This window comes from Arthrobacter sp. UYP6, from assembly GCF_040547315.1.
Lineage (GTDB): Bacteria > Actinomycetota > Actinomycetes > Actinomycetales > Micrococcaceae > Arthrobacter_B.
In genome coordinates, this window is the sequence record NZ_JBEPPM010000002.1 from 223,752 (window position 1) to 246,488 (window position 22,737).

Annotated in this window: 11 protein-coding genes; 10 read left to right on the forward strand and 1 reads right to left on the reverse strand. The window is 61.8% G+C overall.

From position 1 onward, the window contains the following. Window positions 1-351: 351 nt before the first annotated feature. The 10 genes from ABIB35_RS02805 to ABIB35_RS02850 all read left to right on the forward strand — a co-directional run bounded on the left by ABIB35_RS02805 (window position 352) and on the right by ABIB35_RS02850 (window position 20,232). A complete protein-coding gene (locus tag ABIB35_RS02805; protein ID WP_354178797.1) occupies window positions 352-3,090 on the forward strand; it encodes a LuxR C-terminal-related transcriptional regulator in 2,739 nt (912 codons plus the stop codon). After that, window positions 3,087-5,858 (forward strand): helix-turn-helix transcriptional regulator, encoded by a 2,772-nt coding sequence (locus ABIB35_RS02810; protein WP_354178692.1) that lies wholly within the window; start codon window positions 3,087-3,089, stop codon window positions 5,856-5,858. The genes ABIB35_RS02805 and ABIB35_RS02810 overlap by 4 nt, the downstream gene beginning before the upstream one ends. 540 nt (window positions 5,859-6,398) lie before the next feature. Then, entirely contained in the window at window positions 6,399-7,850 is a 1,452-nt protein-coding gene (locus ABIB35_RS02815) for a sugar transferase (RefSeq protein WP_354178694.1), read from the forward strand. Window positions 7,851-8,302: 452 nt separating this feature from the next. Next, a complete protein-coding gene (locus ABIB35_RS02820; RefSeq protein ID WP_354178696.1) occupies window positions 8,303-8,698 on the forward strand; it encodes a DUF4352 domain-containing protein in 396 nt (131 codons plus the stop codon). Continuing rightward, complete coding sequence (locus ABIB35_RS02825) at window positions 8,695-9,969, forward strand: hypothetical protein (RefSeq protein ID WP_354178698.1); 1,275 nt, start codon at window positions 8,695-8,697, stop codon at window positions 9,967-9,969. Before ABIB35_RS02820 ends, ABIB35_RS02825 begins: the two co-directional genes overlap by 4 nt. 7 nt (window positions 9,970-9,976) lie before the next feature. Further along, window positions 9,977-15,454, forward strand: a complete 5,478-nt coding sequence (locus ABIB35_RS02830) for a PKD domain-containing protein (protein ID WP_354178700.1) — start codon at window positions 9,977-9,979, stop codon at window positions 15,452-15,454. Window positions 15,455-15,498: 44 nt separating this feature from the next. After that, a complete protein-coding gene (locus ABIB35_RS02835) occupies window positions 15,499-16,908 on the forward strand; it encodes a DUF1972 domain-containing protein (protein WP_354178702.1) in 1,410 nt (469 codons plus the stop codon). Between the two features lie 2 nt (window positions 16,909-16,910). Next, window positions 16,911-17,654, forward strand: coding sequence for a CDP-alcohol phosphatidyltransferase family protein (locus tag ABIB35_RS02840; protein WP_354178704.1), 744 nt, complete (start codon window positions 16,911-16,913; stop codon window positions 17,652-17,654). Further along, the gene (locus tag ABIB35_RS02845) at window positions 17,645-19,000 is read left to right on the forward strand and encodes a Wzz/FepE/Etk N-terminal domain-containing protein (RefSeq protein ID WP_354178706.1); all 1,356 of its coding nucleotides are present in this window, start codon (window positions 17,645-17,647) and stop codon (window positions 18,998-19,000) included. Before ABIB35_RS02840 ends, ABIB35_RS02845 begins: the two co-directional genes overlap by 10 nt. Further along, entirely contained in the window at window positions 18,997-20,232 is a 1,236-nt protein-coding gene (locus ABIB35_RS02850) for a hypothetical protein (RefSeq protein ID WP_354178708.1), read from the forward strand. The genes ABIB35_RS02845 and ABIB35_RS02850 overlap by 4 nt, the downstream gene beginning before the upstream one ends. Here ABIB35_RS02850 and ABIB35_RS02855 read toward each other — a convergent pair. After that, window positions 20,208-22,673 (reverse strand): right-handed parallel beta-helix repeat-containing protein, encoded by a 2,466-nt coding sequence (locus ABIB35_RS02855; protein WP_354178710.1) that lies wholly within the window; start codon window positions 22,671-22,673, stop codon window positions 20,208-20,210. The two genes, ABIB35_RS02850 and ABIB35_RS02855, sit on opposite strands and share 25 nt — an antisense overlap. Between the last annotated feature and the right edge of the window lie 64 nt (window positions 22,674-22,737).

Here is a 22,737-nt window from a genome sequence, read left to right on the forward strand (position 1 = left end):
GCATCACCTACGAAACACGTAGTGTAGTACTCCTCAACCGAGTGTTTTAGAGCCAGAGGAGGCATCAGAACTAGGTAGTCGGCCCGTGTGACTGGTGAGCGCTACTCGTGTTTGCACTCTTGGCAACTCCTACCGTGGCTGCAGGTATAAAACGTGATCTTCGTCGTTGTCGGTACTCGGCCAAAGCGAAGATCACCGGCAGAATCGGGTCTCACCGTGCACAACAGTATTTCACCGTCCCTCGTCCTCCGTCAGCCCGCTTCAGGCCGAAAATCGCTGGGCCTCGCTTCCCTGCCAGACGCTCCCGGGCAGGAGCGGACGCCAAGGGAAGAGGCGGCCGTCCCGGTATTTGTGGGGCGGCGGGAAGTGACGCAAGCTATCCTGAGCAGGCTCACCTCCGGAGGCGGAGCCGGCTGCATCCTGGTCGGAGAGGCCGGAAGCGGCAAGACGGCACTCATCCACCATGTACTGCGTCAGTGCAGTACTGACACCTATGTGGTCCATGTCCGGGGATCAGCTTTCTCCGGACGCACACCTTTCGGGGCTTTGACGTTCCTCCTTTCGGACCTGGAGCCGGACGTTGCTTCTCATCCCGTGTTGATCCTGCGGGGACTCACCCGTCTGATCCAGGAACGTGCGCAGGGCCGGAACGTTTTGCTGGCGGTGGACAACGCCGAAGGACTGGACGAGTTCTCTGCCATGGCGCTGAGCCAAATGGTGCTCAGCCGCACAGCCGGACTGTTGGCCTGCTTCCGTGATTTCAGCCGGGCGCCGGCCGAGTTCACCGGCCTCTGGCGTGAGGGCATCCTGTCCCGGGTGGATCTTGAACCGCTGGACCTGGCCGAGACGGCGGAACTGCTGTCGGCGCAACTGGGCGGTCCAGTATCCGGTTCAGCGGTGGCCAGCCTGCACCGTCACACCGGCGGTAACCCGCATCTGCTCGCGCTGGGCTGCGCCGATTTCCGCGAGTCCGGTAGGTTGCGCAGCAGCGGACGTGTTTGGGTTCTTGAGTCGCGGAAGCCCGTTCCTGCCGGGCGTGTGGCTGAATCCATGCTGGACCGGTTGGACCCGCTGACAGACAGGCAGCTGGCGCTGGTGCGGACCATTGCCCTGGCCGGCTCCCTGCCGCTGGCCACGGCAGTGCATGACGTGGAACCGGGGGAAGTGGACACGCTCCAGGAACGGGGAATCCTCTCTGTTGAGCAGCACGGCGTTCCCCGCGTCATGATCAGTGACAAGGTGTTGGCCCGCGCTGTCTGCCTTTCCCTGAACGAGGGCACAAGGTCCAGTCTCCTGGCCCAGTTGCGGGAGGCCGTCTCAGCAGCGGGGCCGGCCACGGACGCTGCCGAATCGGATTCCGTCGCCGGGGCAGAGCCGGTTGCCGCAGTGTTGGACCCGTTGCGGCTGGCGCTGTGGCAGCTGGACAGCCGCGAGGACCTGAACGTCGCCACCGCCGTCGCCGCGGCCCGTGAAGCCAACAAGTCCGGAAACTCAGCGGCCGCGGTCCGCTTGGTGACGTCCCTCAAGGACTACGCAAAGACCCCGGAAGCAGTCCTTGAGCTGGTCACCGCGCGCGCTTCGTCGGGGGACTATGGGTTGGCTGTCTCCGTCCTGAGCAGCTATCGTGCCCGCGGCGGCAACGCCGCCCCGGTGGAGGAAATTCGGCTGTTGGTTGCCGAGAACCGGATGCTTTGCATGGCAGCAACCGGCGCGCTGTCCGGTGCGCTGCCTGCGGGTGCCCTGCCCGCAGGCGCAGCGAAGAAACACGAAGAGCTGTTGGCTAAGGCCGAGCAGCGCGTGGCGGAGCTGTCTGCGGACGGAAGCATCACCCGTGCGGACACAGCAGCGTTGACTCAGGAACTGATCCTGGCCCGGGCGGAGTGCAACTCCACGCACGGCCGTTTCCTTGAAAATACAGTGTTTTTAACCCGGCTGCAGGCGGACTCCTCCGGCCAGGACAAGGAATTCCGTGTGCTGATAGGGTCCTGGCTCTGCGAGGCACTGGGGATGACCGACCGGCAGGATGAGGCGGTGGAGCTGACCCAGGAAGTGGAACGGCTGCTTAATGACCCCGGTATCAGCCGGGGCTGCCGCACCAGGTCCCTGGCACGGATCATCCACGTTCATCTGGCCGTCGGTGCACTGGACAGCGCGCGCAGGATGCTCGAGCAGCAGGTGCACCACGGCCAGCCGACGCTGCTCCCGGGAATGTTCGGCGAATTGGGGGAGGGGCTGCTGCACGCCTACGCCGGAGATTCAGTACCGGCGCTTCGCTGCCTTGTTCCCGCCGTCGTGCAGCTTCGGCTGGGGGGGCCGGAATCCATGCTCCCGCTGGCCGCAGCGGCTACGGCCTACTGCCTTGCGCTGCAAAACGACGGGGAAGCGGCGGAGGCGTATCTCCAGCTTCGTGCCAAAGCGGCCGACGGCGGTCCCTGGACGATGCGGCGCGCTGCCCGACACTTCGCGGCCCTGGCCCAGGGAGCCATGGGCGCGAAGCAGGCAGCCGGTCGGTTTGTTGAACTGTCCGGACACGATCATCGGCGGGGTGCGTATTCATATGAGCTGCTTTCGCTGCTGAGCGCCGCACGGCTGGGCGATGTGGAGAATCTTGACCGCGTTCTGGACGTAGCGGCCCACCAGCAGGGCCCCTTCGCACGGATGTGCGAAACGTATGCCAAGGGCGTGGGAAGTTATGACGCGCAGCTGCTGATCCAGGCCGGCGAACAGGCAGAGGCAGCCGGGCACCTCCTGTTCGCGAAGGAAGCGTCGGAGCGGGCGTTGGCGGTGGCCTCAGGCGCCGGTGACCGCGCCACCGTCCGGTTCATCCACCGCAGCCGGCGCGGAACAGGGGTTTCAAGCATCGAGGGAAACCACGCGGCGGACGAGTACCTCGGATCCCTGACGTTCCGGGAACGGTCCATCGCCCGCATGGCGGCTGCCGGCACCAGCAACAAAGCCATTGCCGCGGAACTGAACATATCGGTGCGGACGGTAGAGGGACACTTGTACCAGGTCTATTCCAAGCTCCACGTGGGGAGTCGCCGTGAGCTGGCCAAAGTCATTTCGGATAAGTCAGGAGCACGGAAATGACCGGGATGGATACACCCGGAGCCCCCGGCACGCGGGCTGCGCTGTTTGGCCGGGACCGGGAAGTGCAGGAGATCACTTCCCGGCTGCTTGAGCCGGGGATGCGCGGAGTGGTCATTGTGGGGGACGGAGGTATGGGGAAGTCTGCGCTCGCAGACCACATTCTGGAACGGTTGGACGGAATTGTCACGCCGTCCTTTATCCACGGCAGCCCCGTCCTCTCCCGGATGCCCTATGGCGTGCTCTCGCCCTACCTTGAAGCCGCCGGTCCCGAGGATATGGGCTCAGCGCTTGCCGTGCTGAGGACCATCCGCGGTTACTTTCGCCAAATGAGCGAGAGGGGAAGCCCCCAGCCGCTGCTGGTGATCGATGACGCTCACTGTCTTGACGAGGCCAGCAGCCACGTGTTGGCCCAGCTGACCATGTCAGGGGAACTGCGGCTGCTTGTGCTGGCCAGGCCGCGGGCACGGCTCATCCACGAGTTGCTTTCCCTGGCACGCGACGGGCTGCTGGCACGCATTGATTTGACCGCGCTGTCCCCGGAAGCGGTTCAGGACGTCTGCCAGGGTGTCCTTGGCGGGCCGGTGCTGCGGGCATCCAGCGCCTTGTTGGCCAGGGCCTCCGGCGGTAACCCCCTGTACCTGAAGGCACTGCTGGCACGGTCCCGCAGACTCGGATTGCTGACGGAAGGCAACGGTGCATGGTTTCTGCGCCGTGAGCCGGACGGACTGGACGTGGGTGTGGTGGACCAGGTGAAGGGGCACCTCAGTGGACAGAACGCCGAGGAACGCGACACCTTGGAAACCTTGGCGCTGGCTCAGCCGCTGCCCCGCGCGGTCCTGACCGCCGTCTGCGGCCCGGCCCCGGTTCACGCCCTGCTGGCTGACGGGCTCATCTCTGCCACAGCGGGGCCTTCCGAGCCGTTGTCCCTGCCCCAACCCCTGCACGCGGAAGTCATCCGGTCTCTGGTGCCGGCCGTGAGGAGCGCGGCGCTCCGTGCCCGGGTGCTGGCATGCCTCAACGGCACGGCCAGCTCGGATTCCGATGATCCAGGTGAAAAGAAGGCCTGGCTGCGCCTGATGGAATGGGCGCTGGACTGCGGTGACGCGGTCGCGGATGAGGAGCTTCTGCAAGCAGCACGGGCAGCGAACGACGACGGCCGCACACGTCTGGCTATCCGCTTTGGCGAAGCAGTCCGCGACGCCCGGTACGTGCTGCCGGCAAGGGCGGAAATAGCGGCGGCCTTCGTGGAGATCGGCGAGTATGCCCAAGCGCGTGTTGTGCTTGAGGAAATACTGGAGCCGGGACTGCCAGGGGTGGTTCCGGATGACGAAAGCCTGCTGCGGGCCGTGTTGGCCATGGCCAGGCTCTGCATCAGGTCCGGCCGGGACGCGGGGGAGCTGGACAGGCTCGCCGACTTTTGGTGCGCTGCGTCCAGCGAGTTGTCATCCCGCAGCGGGGGGCCGGGGAAACCTGCGGCATTTGTGGCCGACGGAGCCGAACTGCTGCGCATCTTGACGCTCATGACAGCGGGGGACTATCCCTCGGCGCTGGGCCGGCTCACTCGGTTCACCACATGTGTGGAGCCGCAGCGGGCCGGACCGGAGTCCCTGTGGCTTATGGCGGCGCATGGACTGCTGTCCGAAATCATGGTTTCCCGCGGAAACATCAGCAGCGCGCTGGAGCACTCCGGCAGGGGTCTGGAACTGATCGGGCGCCTGGGTGGCACGCTGCATGCTCACTGCGGTTCGGCGGTGGTGCGGCATGCACACGCCCTGCTGCACGGCGGGCGGTTTGTTGAGCTGGAGCGTCTTCTCGCCGCGAAATTGGATAGCCCGGCGGAGCACCTGATCACCTATGGCGGCACCATGGGTGTTTTTGAGGGAGCGGCGGAAATTCACCAGGGCCGCCTGCGGGAAGGGCTGCAGAGCCTGCACCCGGCAGTGGAAGCCCTGCGCGTTTCCGACCCCCAGATGCTACTGCCCTACGCGCTCGGGCTGGCGGGCTACGCCTCCACTGTGGTGGGGGACCGGATCCAGACAGCCCGCTACGCCAAGGAACTCGGCAACCTTGGTTACCCGGGACCGCGTCCGTTGTGGCTGGTGGGCCAGGCATATGCTGCCGCAGCATTGGCCTCACCCGAGCCGGAGGGCAGCGCGCCGGCAAAGTTGGCGGAGATTGCAGCCCTGGCAAGAGAAGAAGGTTTCCTGGCGGCGGAGAAGGACATTTTGGAACTTTGCCTCGCCGTGGGCGATCTTCGGCAGGCACCCCGGCTGCAGGAAATCAGTGCGGCCTTTGAAGGAGGCGAAGCGGCGGCGCTGAACGCCTACGCCGGTGCAGTGGTCTCGGGAAACCCGGACCTGATGGTGGCAGCAGCGGACGAAGCCGTGCGGCACCGCAAATACCTCCTTGCGGTGGAAAGCATCGGCCACGCCATCCGGTTTTACGGAACCCATGGCAACCTTCGCCGGCAGCGCGCCCTGATTCAGCAGCTGCGCCGGCGCCGCGGAGAGCTGGCGGGCGTGACAGTGTCCTATTTGAGCCCGTCTCTGCATCTGGTCCGGCTGACCCGCCGTGAACACGAGATTGTAGACCTGCTCCTTGCCGGTGCCAGCACCAAGGACGTGGCGGCACAATTCACGCTTTCGCAGCGGACGGTTGAGGGCCATGTCTACCGGATCTATGTGAAGCTGGGGATCAGCCGGCGTGCGGATCTGGAGGCGGCCTATCGGGCGCTGGAACCGGGAGCCATCCCGGCCGTCCTGGACTAGCTTGCCGGACCGGAACGGGCGCCGGACACAGACCCACTCTCCGCGGAACTAAGCTGTGCTGCTACTCGCTGCGGATTCATCCGTAAATTATGGTTGTATTTCTTCAAACCGAGTAGATGCAGGTATATCTCTCGCGGGGGGAGAAATTCTCTCGGGGAGTCGAGTAAGCATTACTCGTGTATCCGATTCTTGCTGCTTCTAGTCTTAAGAGTGTTGATTGTTTGGCGGGAATTAAAGCGGACATAAATGGTAGTGATGCGGTGTTTTTCTGGTACTTCCAGAAGTAAATATCTGCCGCACCATCCAGTAGCCGGCCCGCCGCCGATCATCCGGTGTCACTGGCACCGGTCCCCCGAGCGGGGTCGACGGCGTCGAAGCCTTTTGAGACCAGGGCTTCCCCCCAGCCGTCGTCGACCCCTTCGGAAGGCTTCGGGCTTTGAGAGGGCTCTGATGACAGATACCAAATCCGCCGAGGTTCATCTGGATTTTGTGCGTCCTGTGGCGCCAATCTACTTCCCAAATTTTAAGAGCTTTACATCTGTGAGAGGTCGTCCCACCAGCGACCATACGAAGTGGACCAGCCGCTACCGTAAGATTCTGTTGGCCGTTGATGCCAGCATGGTCATCTCGGTGCTGGCGCTGGCTCACATTGTTCGGTTCGGCCTGAATCAATCCTCCGTGGATGCGGGCAGCATTGCTCTGCCTTACACCCTGGTTTCAGCTTTCATCGTTTGTGCCTGGATGGCTGCGTTGTCTGCCTACCGAAGCCGTGACGGCCTGATTGTTGGGCACGGCATGGAGGAATACAGAAGAGTCGTCGGCGCAACCATGACACTCCTCGGATGCTTGGCCATGGTTTGCCTGATCTTCGGAGTGGATATCTCCCGCGGATTTTTCGCGATTGCCATACCCAGCGGAGTTTTCGGACTCGTCGCCAGCAGATGGATACTCCGTCAGTGGCTAGTCGCCAAGCGGGCTAGAGGTCGATATCTGTTCAAAGTGGTGGTGCTGGGCAAGGCCAAGGACGTGAAGTACGTCGCCAACCAGATCCAGCGAAAGGCCGGATCCGGATACCGGGTGGTGGGAGTCGCACTGACGTCCACCGAGGGCAAGCCCCGGTACCTGACTGTCAACGGACAGTCGATCCCGGTCGTGGCAGACATGGATTCCGTGGTTAGCGCTGTGCGTGAAACCCGTGCCGACGCAGTCATCGTTGCCGGGTCAATGAAAGGCGGCGCTTCCTATGTCCAGGAACTCGGGTGGGAACTGGAGGAGTCCGCCACCCAGTTGATCCTGACAACCGGGCTCACCAATGTGGCTGGTCCCCGCATTCATTCCCGCCCGGTTGAGGGGCTTCCTCTGATGCACGTGGAACTGCCCCAGTACACCGGCGCGCGCCACGTCCTCAAAAGGTCCCTGGATATCGCCCTTTCTGGGCTTGCTCTGGTGATGCTTCTGCCCGTTTTCCTTATCCTGGCCCTTCTTATTAAGCGGGACAGCCACGGTCCGGTTATTTTCCGGCAGGAGCGCGTTGGGCGAGGTGGGGAAAAGTTCTTGATGTACAAATTCCGCTCCATGGTTGAAACCGCTGAAGATGACCTCGCCGGCCTCCTGGACCGCAATGAAGGAGACGGCCTGCTGTTCAAAATACAGATGGACCCCAGGGTCACGAACGTGGGCCGGTGGATGCGCAAGTACTCCCTCGATGAGCTTCCTCAATTCTGGAATGTCTTTTTAGGCCATATGTCCCTCGTGGGCCCTCGGCCGCCACTGCAGGGGGAAGTTGACCGCTACAAGAACCGGGTTCACCGGAGGTTGTACATCAAGCCCGGGATTACCGGCATGTGGCAGACAAATGGTCGCTCGGAGCTGAACTGGAAGGACGGTGTGCGGCTGGATCTCTACTACGTAGAGAACTGGTCCCTGGCCGGAGACCTGATAATCCTATGGCGCACGGTGGTGCAGATGTTCCGCCCGGTGGGTGCGTATTGAATGTCTCCAATGCGAGTAACCTCGACTTCAAATACAAGTAATTTAAGATCGCACTAAAGAGTCTGTTATCGGCTGCAAAGTAGTTGGTACTCGTGTTTTGAATGCGTAAAGCAGATACATTTTCTGCATTAATACGGCTGAAAGATAAGCGGTTCAAAATGAGAAATAAAGCCATCACTGGGGGTCGGGTATCTATTCGTCTCGTCGGTAGAACGCTGGGATGTGGCTTGCTATCCGTCGTCGTTGTGGCTTGCTCGGGACAGGCACCGGCCACCCAAGCCACTGCGGAGCCAACCACGTCCGTTTCGCCGGCTCCGATGGATGTAAAGCCGTCCCCGGAGCCGGAAGAAAGTCAGGGGCCGCCGGGCGGGCCCGCATCTGTCCCGGAACCAGGCAGTAAGGCTGAAGCCCCTGAGGTCCTTCGCGAAGATGCGGCAGCCAACCCCGTGCCCGTGGAGTCCGCGTCATTCACTGCTGAAGCAGTTTATGCGGACGGAGTGGCGGCCACTACGTCCGACTTCAACCGGGGAGTGGTAGAGGGAGAAGGCCTCGGACTTGTGGTGGGAGCGGAGTATGTGGTGTTCACCGTGACTATTCGCAACGGGTCCACGCAGGACCTGGACCTTGGTGCAGTAGTTCCCTCCATGGTTTACGGGGACGAGAGATTCGCGGCGGCTCCACTGTACAGCGAGGTTGAAACTAATGATCTGACGGGCACCCTGAAACCAGGCGACTCAGCAGAAGGCAGCTACGCTTTCCTGCTTCCTGCCGGCGCACCGGAAACCGTTCTTTATCTGGATTTGAACGGCTCCCATCAGCCTCTGGTTTTCCGCGGGGATCTGCCGTGACCCGCTTGACCGCAAGCTACCGCACCGCGGCAGGCGCCGTGGCCGCCCAGTCCAGCCAGGCCTTAGGCGCCTTTTTGATCATGGCTGTTGCCGCCCGTTCCCTGGATTTGGGAAGCCTGGGTCTACTGTCTGTCCTCTACGGATTGCTTGTCCTTTCAGCGGCCACCACAAGCGGTTTCGTGGGAGATTCCCTGACGGTGCTGGACCGCCGGTCAAGGTCGCTTCGGGCCGGTATGCAGCTGTGGCTGATTGTGCTGTGCCTGACCTGTGCCGGGATTGTTCCATCGGTGGTCTGGATTATGGATCTGGCCACCGCTCCCCAGGCACTGCTCCTCGGGCTGGCTGTTGCGGCGTACCTGCTGGAGGACGTTCTGCGTCGTCTTCTGATGGCATGCATGCTTTTTCGCCGCATTGTCGTCATGGACCTTTCGGTCATTGTTGCCTCACTAGTGGTTTTGCTAATCGCTGATCAGAGCGGGGAACTGAGAGTCACGTCCTTTTTGGCGGCCATAGCTACCGGGCAGACAGCAGGGGCAGCGGTTGGAATCGTGATGATTCCGCCAACTGAAAGAACCTTCGTTAGCCTGAGGGGCGCGCAATGGCGGGCTGTTGCTGCCTACGGGACCTGGCGCGCAGCTCAGCAGTCCCTTCGCCCGGCGCTGCTGACTGCGATGCGCAGCGCCGTGGTACTCCTCGTTACCTTTGAAGCGAGTGGTGCACTGGAGCTGGCTCGCGTTTATTCGGCCCCGGCAATGCTCGTGGTTACCGGCATTTCTTCCTATCTATTTGCGTCCTTCGCCCGCTCCAGAACAGTCTCGTTGGCACAACTCCTGCAGCGGGCTGATCGCGGAGTCTTCGCACTGCTCAGCATTACAGCAGCCTGTACCGGCGTCGCTGTCTTGGCACTGCCAGCAGCCGGTCCGCTGGTTCTCGGCAGCCTTCCCGAACTCAGTGCAGTAGCGGGCTGGCTGCTCTATACAGCAGCAGTGTCAGCCGCTACGCCGTACGGCGTCCTGGCAGCAGTCCGCTGCAGCCCGGCCCGAATTTTCCTTATCCGGCTGATGGACACAGCTGTGTCCCTCGGCTCCGTCCTCACCGTTGTTCTACTCACCGGAAATGCCTTGCTGGCTCCGCTGGCAGCAGCCTCGGGAGCGGCACTCGGCGGTCTTGCCATCAGGCAGCTGCTCCTCGTGCCGCTGCGCAGACACACAACCGACATAACTACCGTCAGCACCACGCCCCACGAAAGGGAGCTGGAAAATCATGCTTAGAGTTCAAATGCGTGGAGAACACAGACGGTGGCTGTCCGGCGGAGGCCGCACGGTCAAGGCTCTGGCGGTTCTGGGGACCTTATCCCTGCTCGCAGGCTTTGCTGCCGTCCCGGCACAAGCCACTGTCGGGTTTGATGCCGGGCTCACCCCCGGCGCGGTTGTTAATCGGGCGCTGCTCGCGGATGCGGAGCGGCCGCTTCCCGAGACTCTTAGCGCTGATCTGCTGACCACTCCGCAGATCAACGGTGTTGTCTGGAGTACCGCGGTAAACGGCAACATAGCCTATGCTGTGGGCAGCTTCACCAAGGCGCGACCCTCGGGCGTCCCTGCCGGTGGAGTCGGTGAAATCGTGCGCAATAACGCCATGGCTTTTGAAATTTCCACTGGCAATATCCTGCCGTGGAATCCCAACCTCAACGCCCAAGCGCTGGAGGTGGAACTGAGCCCGGATCGCGCGGAAGTCATTGTTGGGGGTTCCTTCACCACTGTGGGTGGACAGCCGCGCAGCAAGCTCGCGGTCTTTAATACTTCAACGGGAGCACTGAAACCGTTCAACACCAGCATCGGTGGCAGCGTCCAGACTGTGTATGCGACCGCTTCGACACTTTATGTCGGCGGTTCCTTCGGTAAGGCTGGAAATCAGACCCGATATAATGCCGCCGCTTACAACCGTGCATCTGGAGCGCTATTACCCTGGGCGCCAAAGACAGACGACATTGTCCACGGCATCGTAGCCGCCGCTGACAATAGCCGGGTAGTGATTGCAGGACGGTTCCAGTCACTGAACGACGCCAGGAAAATCGGCGTTGGTGCCGTGGACGGTGTCACCGGCGCGAGCCAGCAATGGATCAGTACGCCCATCCCGGAGACGGAGATGCAGGGACCAACAAAGAACACCTCCTGGGTGACGCAGATGATAGAGAAAGACGGTGTCATTTATGCCTCTGCCAACGGCATGGGCGGGCATTGGTATGACGGCAGGTTTGCCGCAGATTTCAAGACCGGCGAGCTCGTCTGGATGGACAACTGCTACGGCGCTACCACCGATGTCGCGGTTATGGGCGAGGTCCTTTACAGCGTCTCCCACGCGCACGACTGCTCTTCGCTGGGCGAATTCCCGGAGACCAGCCCACAGACGTGGCGCCGTTCCCTAGCCGAAACCATCTACGCGACCGGCACCGATCAGGCGCCTCGGGGGAGCAACAGCACATACTCGGGCCAGCCGGTGCCCAGCCTCCTCCACTGGTACCCCTCCATCAATACCGGCTTCTTTACCGGCCAATATCAGGGCGGGTGGGCACTGGACAACAACGAGAACTACTTGGTGGAAGGCGGTGAATTCACCACTGTCAATGGTAAGCAGCAGCAGGGACTCGCGGTCTTCGGCCAGCGCTCTGTCGCACCGAACAAAACAGGCCCGGTTTACAGCGCTGCCGTGAAGCCGTCAGCTCTATCCATAGTTCCTGGCACCGTGCGCGTGGCGTGGCCCAACACTTGGGACTATGACGACGGCGTCCTCACCTATGAAGTACTTCGGGACAACAGCTTGGTGGCCATTGGATCGGTTCAGGCCAAGTCCCTCTGGTGGAAAACCCAAGCCCTCGGGTTCTCTGATACCGGGCGCACACCGGGTGCCTCACACACCTACCGGATTCGGGTCAAGGACCCTGCCGGCAATGAGTTCCTCAGCCCAAAGTCGGATCCGGTCACCGTCACCAAAACGTCCCCCTCGGCATACGCAGAGATGATCCGCGGTGACGGCGCGCAGCTCTACTACCCGCTGGATGAGGCATCGGGCAACGTTGCGTTCAACCATGTGGGGTACGACGACGGCGACCTTGGCACCGGGATTAGCCGCGGCGCTGAAGGTGCGCTGGCGGGAAACCCCGCGTCCAAGTTCGACGGCAGCGCCGCGGCGTCCATCGCCAATCGAGCTCTGACACCGGCGACGGATACCTTCACCACGGAAGCCTGGTTCCAGACGACGTCAACTTCCGGCGGCAAGATCCTAAGCTTCGGCAACCAACGGACGGGCAATTCGTCCAACCATGACCGCAGCATCTACATGGATAACAGCGGTCGGATTTGGTTTGGGGTGTATCCGGGACGGACAGCCACACTGAACACAGCCAAGTCCTACAACGACGGCAAATGGCACCATGTGGCCGCCACAATGGGTTCGGCTGGCATGGCCCTGTATATCGATGGCGTGCGGACTGCGGTCAGGACGGACGTCACCACAGGCCAGGAGTATGAAGGCTACTGGCGGGTGGGTGGTGACAACCTCGGCGGATGGCCCAGCCAGCCCTCGAACAGCAATTTCACCGGCAACATTGATGAAGTCGCTGTCTACCCGAGTGCCTTGTCCGCGCAGCGGGTTGCAGACCACTATGCGGCCAGCGGCCGCAGTCCATCCATTCCTGCCGCACCGACCGACACTTACGGGAAAATCGTCTACAACGACTCACCGGTAATCTTCTGGCGGCTCAATGACGGGGGCAGTACATCGGCCCTCGACACCGGTCCGTTCATGAACGACGCGCTGGTTACCGGAGGAGTGGTCCGCAACAGTGCCGGCGGGGTTACCGGAAGCGGGACGTTCAGCTTCAACGGATCAGATGGAATGGCGGCTGCCGGAGCACCCATGGACGGCCCTGCTGTTTACACCCAGGAGGCTTGGTTCAAGACCTCAACCACCCGGGGCGGAAAAATCATCGGCTTTGGCAATTCGAACAACGGGCTGTCCGGAAGCTATGACCGCCATGTCTATATGCGCGATGACGGAAAGCTCACGTTCGGTACCTATACCGGAACGGAGAACACCATCATCACTGAGGGTGCCTACAACAACAACCAATGGCACCATGTTGCTGCCACCCAGTCAGCGGACGGCATGAAGCTGTACGTGGATGGTGTGCTTTCAGGAACTAACCCGCAGACCGCAGCCCAGGAATACACGGGCTACTGGCGCATTGGCGGAGACCGGACCTGGGGCGGCGCATCGAGTCCCTACTTCGAGGGACAAATCGATGAAGCAGCCGTGTACGCCCAGGCCCTCAGCCCCGAGCGCATCAACGCCCACTACGCGGCTGCCGGCGGCGTAGTCAACCAAGCTCCGATTGCCAAGGTCGAGGCCACTGTGGACGGCCAGAATGTGGTCCTTTCCGGTCAGGGAAGCTCCGACCCCGACGGCCTGATTGTCTCCTACAAGTGGGACTTGGGTGACGGCATCACAGGTGAAGGCGACCGGATCCAGCATATGTACACGGAGCCGGGCGACCACACCGTGACCCTGACCGTGACGGACAACAATGGGGCACAGACATCAGCTACGGCCACTGTCTCCACCCAGACCTCCAATATCCTGCCTGAGGCAGTATTCACCGCTGAGAATGCGGGCTTGGCGGTCAGCTTTGACGCGGCCGGCACCAAGGACGAAGACGGCCGGATTACGGACTACGAGTGGGACTTCGGCGACAGCAGCAGTGGAACCGGTGTTTCGCCGTCGCACTCTTACGCCAGAGGCGGCAGCTACACCGTTCGCCTTGTAGCCACGGATGACAGAGGCGGCCAGAGCATTGTTACGCAGGTCGTGACAGTGAGCAATCTGCCCCCCACCGCAGGATTCCAGTCATCATCAGCAGGCCTGGACGCGAGTTTCGACGCAGCTGCATCCAACGATGTTGACGGAGATATCAGTTCTTACGCCTGGGATTACGGCGACGGTGCCACCGGTACCGGAGCCACTGCGCGCCACAGCTATGCAAATCCCGGAGCCTACACGGTAAAGCTCACCGTTACGGACAACTCGGGAGCCACCGGAACGGCCACATCAGACATTGTTGTGGACCGCATAAATGTGAGTCCCGTTGCCGCCTTCTCCACGCAGGTAAGGGATCTGACCGTCTCCTTTGACGCCGGTGAGTCTGTGGATCCGGATGGAAGCATCTCGTCCTACTCGTGGAGTTTCGGGGATGGAACCACTGACACAGGTATCCGTCCGACTCACACGTACTCCACCGCCGGCGATTACGAGGTCACCCTGACCGTCGTGGACAACCGCGGAGCAAGCAGCACCGCTACGGTGACAGCGAGTCCGCAGAACCCGGCACCAGCCGGGCCATCAGCAGCCTTCACCTCAACAGTGTCAGCGTTTAGGGTCACTTTTGACGGCACAGCTGCACGACCCGGAAGCGGCAGCATCACCTCGTACGCCTGGGACTTTGGCGATGGAACTACCGGGAGCGGTGTAAACCCCGTTCACACCTATACCCGGGGCGGCCAGTACACCGTGACACTTACTGTTACGGACAGCGGAAACCTCACGGCCTCCGTTTCACAGAGTGTTGCGGTGGAGAACCCGGGCCCGGCTGCCGCGTTCACCTCCGGTGCCACGGGCAGGTCCGCCGTCTTCACGGCTGAGGATGCAGGTGCGGGAGCAATTTATGCCTGGGACTTTGGTGACGGAACAACAGGGACCGGTATCAAGCCCACCCATCTGTACGGCCTGGATGGGGACTACACCGTGCAATTGACGGTTACTTCCTCTGACGGGTCAACAGCATCCGTGAACCAGCAGATCAGGGTCACCAATGCGGCGCCCGCTGCAGTGTTCACGTCATCGGCAACCGGTCTGATAGTCGCCTTCGATGCCTCGGGATCCACCGACGTGGAAGCTGACCCGGCCGGGTACTCCTGGTCGTTCGGGGACGGTACCTCCGGCACCGGCGAAACCATTGGTCACGCCTACCCCCGGGCAGGAACCTACAACGTGAGCCTAACGGTCACGGATACGGATGGAGCGACCGGTATTAGGACCAGCCAGGTCACCGTGAGCCCAGCGGCCCCCGCCGCCTATGCGCAGGACGTCTTCGGACGGTCATCGGCCAGCGGGTGGCAGTCCGCAGATCTGGGCGGGGCTTACTCCTACGCCGGCGCAGCAGCCAACTTCTCTGTGGTGGACGGAATGGGCCGCCAGCGGCTTGCCTCAGCAACCCTGGGTGTCACTGCATACCTTTCGGCCGTCACGGCGGTGGACACGGAAGTGCAGGTGGACATGGGCTTGGACAAGGCCGCAACCGGAGGCGGGACGTACCAGTCCGTCTATGCGAGGGAGCTTCCCGGTAAGGGCAGCTATTCCGCCAAGGTGCGCTACATGGCCAACGGGACCGTGGGCGTCAGCCTGAACCGGGGTGACGCCTACTTGGTCCCGCAGACAACAATCAGCGGACTCGTCTACCGCCCCGGCGACATGCTGACCGTCCGCATCCAGGTTGTGGGCACCTCACCCACAACAATCCGGGCCAAGGTCTGGAAAATGGGGCAGCCTGAGCCGGTGCAGTGGCAGTTGACAGCGGCCGATTCCACAGCGGCCCTCCAAGCGCCGGGCCGTATCGGAATCGGGTCTTATCTGTCCGGATCATCCACGAATGCGCCTGTTGGCGCCTTCTGGGACAACCTCTGGGCCGGTTTGCCGCGGCCATAGACCCAACCTCACTTTTGCAGCGAACTTTGACGGAAGGAACAGGAATGAGCAGTGACACCAGCAGGCTGCGGGTGGCCATGGTGGGAACCAGGGGAGTCCCGGCGCACTACGGGGGTTTCGAAACGGCCATAGAGGAGATCGGTTCCCGTCTGGCGGAACGCGGCGTGGAGGTCACGGTTTACTGCCGCCCTCATGACGAACAGCGTCCGGAAACCCATCGGGGAATGAGATTGGTGCACCTGCCGGCCCTCCGGGTCAAAGTAGGAGAGACGCTTAGCCACACCGCGCTTTCTGCCCTGCACATGCTCCGGGCATCGCGGTATGACGCCGTATTTGTTTTCAATGCCGCCAATGCACCGTTCCTGCCCCTCCTGCGTTGCTCGGGGACTGGAGTGGCGGTGCACGTGGACGGCTTGGAATGGAAGCGTTCCAAGTGGGACGGCAAGGGCAGAGCCTATTACCGCTGGGCCGAGCAAGCATCCGTGCGGGGAGCCGACGCGTTAATTGCCGATGCCCGGGGCATCGCCGATTACTACCGCAGCGAGTTCGACGCCGCAACGAGGCTTCTGACATACGGCGCCCCTGAGACAGAAGACATCGGAAGCGACAAGCTGGGCGAGGTTGGACTGTCACGTGACGGTTTCCATCTGGTGGTCGCCCGGTTTGAACCGGAGAACCATGTTGATCTCATCCTGAAGGCCTATCGGGAAAGCAACTCCCGGCTACCGCTGGCGGTGGTGGGGTCGGCGCCCTACGCCGAGGCATACACAGAGCGGATCCGTGCACTGGCCGAAAGCGACAGCCGTATCAAGCTGATGGGCGGAGTTTGGGATCAGGGCCTGCTCAATCAGATGTACACCCATGCCCGCACCTATCTCCATGGACATTCGGTGGGCGGCACCAATCCATCCCTGTTGCGGGCCATGGGCGCAGGAACCGCCGTACTGGCCTACGACGTCGTCTTCAACCGCGAAGTGCTTGGGGAGGAATCCGGACGCTACTTCAGCAGCGTGGAATCGCTGGCGGAATCGCTGGTTGTCCTGGACTCCGACCCCGTGCTCTCAAGCCGCCTCGGGAGAGCGGCCCAAGAACGGGCTCAGGGCCTTTACCGGTGGGATGAGGTGGCCGAGGGCTACCTGACTCTTGCCAGGGACCTTGCGACCGGAAAGAGTACGCGCAACCCCAAAGCCACCAGGAACCCACATTCCGCCTGGACAGCTGACACAGCCCTGTCCCCGCTTGCCTTGCCGTTCGGAGAAGAGGAAACCAAGCAGGCCATCAGTGGGATCAAAACCAGGACCCGGCGGATTAACATCCGCGGGCTCCAAACCGCCGCATCCACCGGCACCGCCCGGACCCGGCTCACCTCCAGGTTCAGGCCTGAATCCGCCGTCACGGGCAACGCGAACTCAGCGTCGCTCACGGACATCGAAACCAAAAAGATCAAGGAGTAGCCATGACACTGCGAACTGGGGCGCAGCTAACTACACGAGAAGCGATAGTTGAACTCTCGACAGCCCAAAAGAGCGCCAAAGGGGCGCCTGCATATTCCCGCTACATCAACCGCCGGCTCGGCCGGTATCTTGCTGCTGCCGCCTACACCGCCCGGATGACGCCAAACCAGGTCACGGCCGTCAGCGCGGTCTGCACATTCAGCGCCATCGGTTTGCTTGTTGCCCTGCGGCCATCCATCGAGAGCTCGGCAGCGGTCTGCCTGCTGCTGGTGCTCGGTTATGCACTCGACTCCGCCGACGGCCAGCTGGCCAGGCTCACAGGGAAAGGCTCAATGGCAGGGGAATGGCTGGATCACACCGTTGATGCCTTCAAAGTGGGATCCATCCATCTGGCCATTCTTGTGTGCTGGTGGCGATTCTACGACCTGGATGCGGCCTGGCTGCTGGTGCCGCTGCTGTTCCAAGTGATGGCAACCGTTCATTTTTTCTCCACCCTGCTGATGGATCAGCTCAGACGCAGCCGGCGGACGGACCACGGAACCCTGATGGCGGGTGACGGATCTTCGAATTTTCTCTACTCGGTTGCCGTGCTGCCCACCGACTTTGGCGTTATCTGCCTCGTTACGCTGCTGTTGTGCGTTCCCTGGGCTTTCACCGGAGTCTACGGGTTGCTCTTCATTGCGACCGCCGCGTTCCTGGCCCTGGCACTGGGCAAATGGTACCGGGAGGTGAAGTCATGGAGCTAAGGGAATACTTGCTGCTGTTTCGACGGCGGCTCCTTCTCATAGTGTTTGTTACGTTTCTTGCCGTTGACGCAGCCGTGCTGGTCAGCTGGGGCATGCCTAGGGTCTATGAGGCCCGTGCGGACCTGTTCGTCAAGGCCGAGTCTTCCAATAGTTCCGCGTATGAGGACTCGCAGTTCACCATGCAACGGGTGAAGAACTATCCGGACTTGGTGAGGAGTCCTCAGGTACTGGCACCGGTGGCTAAGCAGCTCGGTAACGGAGCAACTGTCTCAGACCTAGCCCGGCGGGTATCGGCGGTCAATCCCAAGGACACGGTCTACGTCCGAATCACTGCTGCTGCGCCCACAGCAAAAGAATCCTCGACAATGGCGAACTTGGTGGCGGAAAGCCTTGCGGAGCAGATTCGTCTGCTTGAGGACGGTGAAGGGTCCCGGACTGCCGCAACAGTTGACCCCCAGATCACCGTTCCCGCGGCTCCACCCGCGAGCCCTGCGTCGCCGAACATTATCACCAACCTTATTGTGGGTGTTCTCTCCGGTATTGCTCTGGGGATGATCACAGCAATCGTTCGTGACCGCAGAGCCACCAAGCTGCACTCCGCCGAGGACGTGGAGGCTGCGTCTGGAATCGAGTTGGTGGGGCGGATGCCTCTCCGAGGCAAAGCGCAACGCATCCCGAACCAGCCGGAAGCGATACCGGAGGCAGAATTCCGCTCCCTCCTCACCCGTGTGCTGTTGCGCACCGGAGGGCAGCTGCCGCGGATTGTGGTGGCAACCAGTGCCTGCCGGCAATCGGAAGCATCCGGTCAGATGATGATCGAAGCTTGGGCACGGTTCCTTGCGGATACCGGCCGCCGGATCTGTGTACTTCAGGCGGACAGCTCGCGCGACACCCCCTTTGGCCGCCCGGCACACGCTCCGGGACTCACGGATCTGGTGACCGGAACTTGTACCCGTGAAGAGGTGATCCAGCGGGTGGCGGATGGATCCCTCTGCGCCGTAACTGCGGGCAGCAACCCGAACCACCCACCCGCTGAGACACTCCAAAAGGCCGGGACCGTGGTGAAAGAACTGGCGGACGATTTTGACCTGCTCATCGCCCAGGCCAGTTATGGATCCAGTCCGCTGAACACGGAAATGATGGCGGCCGTGAGCCAAGGAGCACTCATCCTAGTGTCCTACGGTGCAACCACTGACGCTGAACTGGATCTTGCGGTTATGGAACTGCGAGCCCTCGGAACTGAACCACTGGGTGTTGTCATGGTGGATGTTCCGGAGAGGGTTCTCAAAGACATGATTTACCCACGCAGGAACCGGATTGAGGCCAGTGCCCGGGACCAAGCGTGAGTCCCCGGGTGCAGGCGGTGCTGCCGTACGTCATTTGGTTACTGGTCGTTATCAGCACGGTGGCGTGGCGTATGGGCGTGTACTACGAGGGCGGCGCGGACAGCGTGGTGCTTGCCAAGGGCGTGTGCTTGGCCGTGTCCTGTTTAATGGCGCTCGCCCTCGCATCCTCCGTTCCCTCGAACCGTCGCATAGCCGGACGGCCGTTTCTGCTGCTCGTACTATTTATCTCTATCTCCCTGATTGGGTCCGTGGCTGTGGGGGATGTCCCGTCGTCGCTGGTTTTGGCGGCCAGACTGATACTTGTTGCTGCCACCGTAGGCTTCCTGCTCATGGCATCGCCCGGACTGTCTGGATTAACGCCGTTGCTGGTTGCCATGGCCATTGTTGGGTTGGGCAGTGCGATGACAGGCTTGCCCGGATTCCTGAACGGGCAGCGTCTTACAGGAGTCCTCCCGCCCCTGCGGCCAAACGCGATTGCCATGCTGTGCGGTGTTCCCGCCATCGCCGCGGCTCACACCATCCTGCGCGGACGCGGAACGCTGGCGCTTGCCCTCTCCCTGTTCACATTGATAGGTGTGGTCCTGGCCACGGAGTCCCGAACGGCGCTGATGGGACTGGGACTGGGCGCAGTGTTTCTTCTGGCACCGCTGCGCAGAGTCAGCAGGTCCGTGGCAGTAGGCCTGCTGGCCTTGGTGCTGGCGATTCTTCCCGCCCTTCTTTACACGCCGGCACTCATGAATATGGTCATGCGCCCGGGCAGCGCACCCTTGTTGACCCTGAACTCGCGCACGTTGGCCTGGGAAACGGTCCTAAAGACGCCCGTTCAGACATGGGAACGGTGGGTCGGGGGAGGCCTGCCCATCAAGACGGTTTCAGTGGAGGGACAGTACTGGGAAACCCAGGTGCTGGATTCCAGTTGGATGTCGTCCCTGGCCCAGGCCGGTGTGCTGGGTACGGTTGTCCTCGCAACATGGGCCGTGTTGTTGCTGCTGCGCACGCTGCGGACAGCATCAAACACCGCCTTGCCTGCCATTCTCATCTTTGTCCTGCTCAGAAGCTTTCTGGAGAACGGCCTGACGGAAGCCAGCACAACATTTCTGTTGTTCTTTGCGATTTCGCTGATGGTGTGGGAACCGCAGGCGAGACCGGGGACGGGACGCGATGCCGCGTCCGCTCCCGGTCTCACCCGCTCAAGTCCTGCCGTGCCTCAGTTGGTAAAGGCACCAAGGTGACGCGCGCCGCCCGACTGGCGGGCCAGTTTGGCAATGCTGTCAGGCAGCGGGACGGCGATCGTGCCGGCGCTGTCCCGCACGGCGCTGTTCGCAGCAAAAGTGGAAGTATTGACCGGGCTTGTCCCTGCCAGCTCCAGGTGGGTTTCCTCCTGTCCCGTTGCATCCCGGAATGCCGCGATGGAGGTGTACACGTGAGGGTTGGCATTTCCTCGGGACCAAATGACACCCCAGGTCGGAGCAGCCGTGGTTGTCCTGTGGTAGACGTTTCCCTGGGCGCTGACTTTGAGCTGCTCTGCAGTGAATTCCCTGGAGTAATCCTCCACGCACAGCATGCAGTTTCCGGCTGCGGTGGTACCGGAAATGATGTTGTTCCGGATGGTCACGGGACCGTTGATCCAGGTCATCGATTTATCCGGGAACGCCTGACGCGGATCGTGGCCCGGGGTGGACTGGTTGCTTGCGCGCCGGAGATCCTGGACCACGTTGATCTGTCGCCCGTTGCCGCTGAAGGTGTTGTTCCATATATTCACTTCACTGGTGTTGTTGATTTTCACGCCAAAGTTCTTGTTGTTGGCAATGATGTTGTCCACGAGCTGAACTTTGGCGGATATTTCGGCCGAAACCCCGTGGCTAGCGTTTCCCACCATGTCATTACTGGCCAACGTGGCGTCGTACACGGACTCATCCAGCCACAGTCCCGTAGCCATATTGTCGCGGAAATTGCTCTGCTGAATGGTGACGGTGCGGGTGCGGCCAATCTTCATGCCGCCGGCAACAGGTGCGGTCTTGAAACGCTCCAGGTTGTTGCTGCTGGCGTCCAATTTTGTCACCTTCAGCCGGTCTGCATAAACGGCCGTAACACCCAGCAGTCCGTTGCGGGTGGAAGTGATGTTGGTGAGGGTCACATCGGTATTGCCAACTGCAAGTCCGGTGGTGGAGGTGTCGGTGATGGCAACATTTTCCAGAGACACTCCCTTCTTTTCCACCGTTACGGTGGCCATGTGTGGAACGGACGGCGCATAACGGCGGATGCCGATTCCCTTAACCACCGAGTTCTCGGCACGAATACTCAGTGCCTTTGCCAAAGCGCTGGCCCGAACGGTCTTTCCGGCAGGGTTGGTTCCCAGATAGAGCTTTTTCGCGGCGTAGTCCACATAGAACATTCCTGTCGTGACCTTGGCCAGCGACCCCACCTGTTTCTGTGCGGTGTCATTGATCCAGACCTGGTCCGGGTGCGAGGCCATGGGGTTAGCCGGATCCACAAAGGAGCCTCCGTGTTCCGTCCCGGGCTTGCCCCAGGAATAAGTGGAGCTTGCATCAAACTGAGGCGTCCAATTAGCGGCCACAAAGACCTTTCCGGCAGCTGTGAAATTGTCCACGACACGGCTGCCCTCCAGCCAGACAGCTTCCTTGGGATACGCCTGAATCGTGAGCCGCTTGTTCACCGGAATTGTCACTTGCTCGTGATAGCTGCCGCCGCGGACCACAATTACAGTCCCCGCAGCGGCCTTCGAAGTGGCTGCCGCGATGGTGCGCAGGGGAGCGTTTTGGGTGCCTGCTGCCGAGTCCGAGCCGTTGCCGGCGACAAACAGCGCACCGGCCGGCACTGGATAGGAAGTACTGCCAACAGCCGCGGAACCGGCCTTGCCCCTGCCGCCGGCAGGAACCACTGGAACAGGCGGAGCCTCCGGCGGAACCACGGGCGGAACCGGAGCAGGAACCGGCGGAGCCGGTGGAGTGGGAGCAGGGACTGGGGGCACGGGAGCTGTGCCGGCTTTGAGCTCGTCCGCAGTGAGGTTGTCGTATTCCACAGCGGCGGGCTGGCTCGAACCGGATACGTAGGTCGTAATCCGGACAGTCCCTGCCGCAGTGAGTTTGGCTCCGCTGTTATCTACGGCCTGCTGCTGCCAGCCAGGGACCGGCGTTCCGGCGGGCCATGCTCGTGCCCTGATCGCCACCGGCGAACTGCCGGTGGCCTGGACCTCCAGATTGACCTGCTGCTTTGCCTTGACTGTGAACGGCAGGGCAAAGGAAGCACCAAGTGCCGTCTTTGTTTTACCGGCGTTTGTCCGCGAGATATCCAGTGCGGCCTTACCTCCGGGCAGGAGACGGATAGTGCCTTGGTAGAAGGAGCCAGCCGTGTGTCGGACCTGGAGTCCGGAGTGGATACCGCCCCCGCTTGTGGGGAGGGCGGATACTGCCGCACTGTAGGACGCGGCTGTGTCGGCGACCGGTGTTATTGCCGCTTCAATTGTGCGAGAACTGCCGGCTTTGGGGATAACCACTTTGCCCGTGCCGCCGGAAACGGCGAGAGCGGGAAGCCAGCTGGTGGAGTAGGGAACTCCGTTCTCAGATTTTCCCCATCCCGCTTCACTTGTACGGGACATGGTGTCGCGCAGAAGCGGCGATTCGGAAACATAATCAGTTGGATCGGCCGCCATTACAGGCGCCGGCAGGGCGACAAGGCTGAACAGGACTGCGGCTGCAACCGGAATCTTCCTGTTT

Bases quoted from the DNA above. Each gene is read 5' to 3' on its own strand.
- ABIB35_RS02810 (WP_354178692.1), top strand. From the start codon at position 3,087: ATGACCGGGATGGATACACCCGGAGCCCCCGGCACGCGGGCTGCGCTG.
- ABIB35_RS02830 (WP_354178700.1), top strand. From the start codon at position 9,977: ATGCGTGGAGAACACAGACGGTGGCTGTCCGGCGGAGGCCGCACGGTC.
- ABIB35_RS02855 (WP_354178710.1), bottom strand. From the start codon at position 22,673: ATGGCGGCCGATCCAACTGATTATGTTTCCGAATCGCCGCTTCTGCGC.
- ABIB35_RS02840 (WP_354178704.1), top strand. From the start codon at position 16,911: ATGACACTGCGAACTGGGGCGCAGCTAACTACACGAGAAGCGATAGTT.
- ABIB35_RS02835 (WP_354178702.1), top strand. From the start codon at position 15,499: ATGAGCAGTGACACCAGCAGGCTGCGGGTGGCCATGGTGGGAACCAGG.
- ABIB35_RS02845 (WP_354178706.1), top strand. From the start codon at position 17,645: ATGGAGCTAAGGGAATACTTGCTGCTGTTTCGACGGCGGCTCCTTCTC.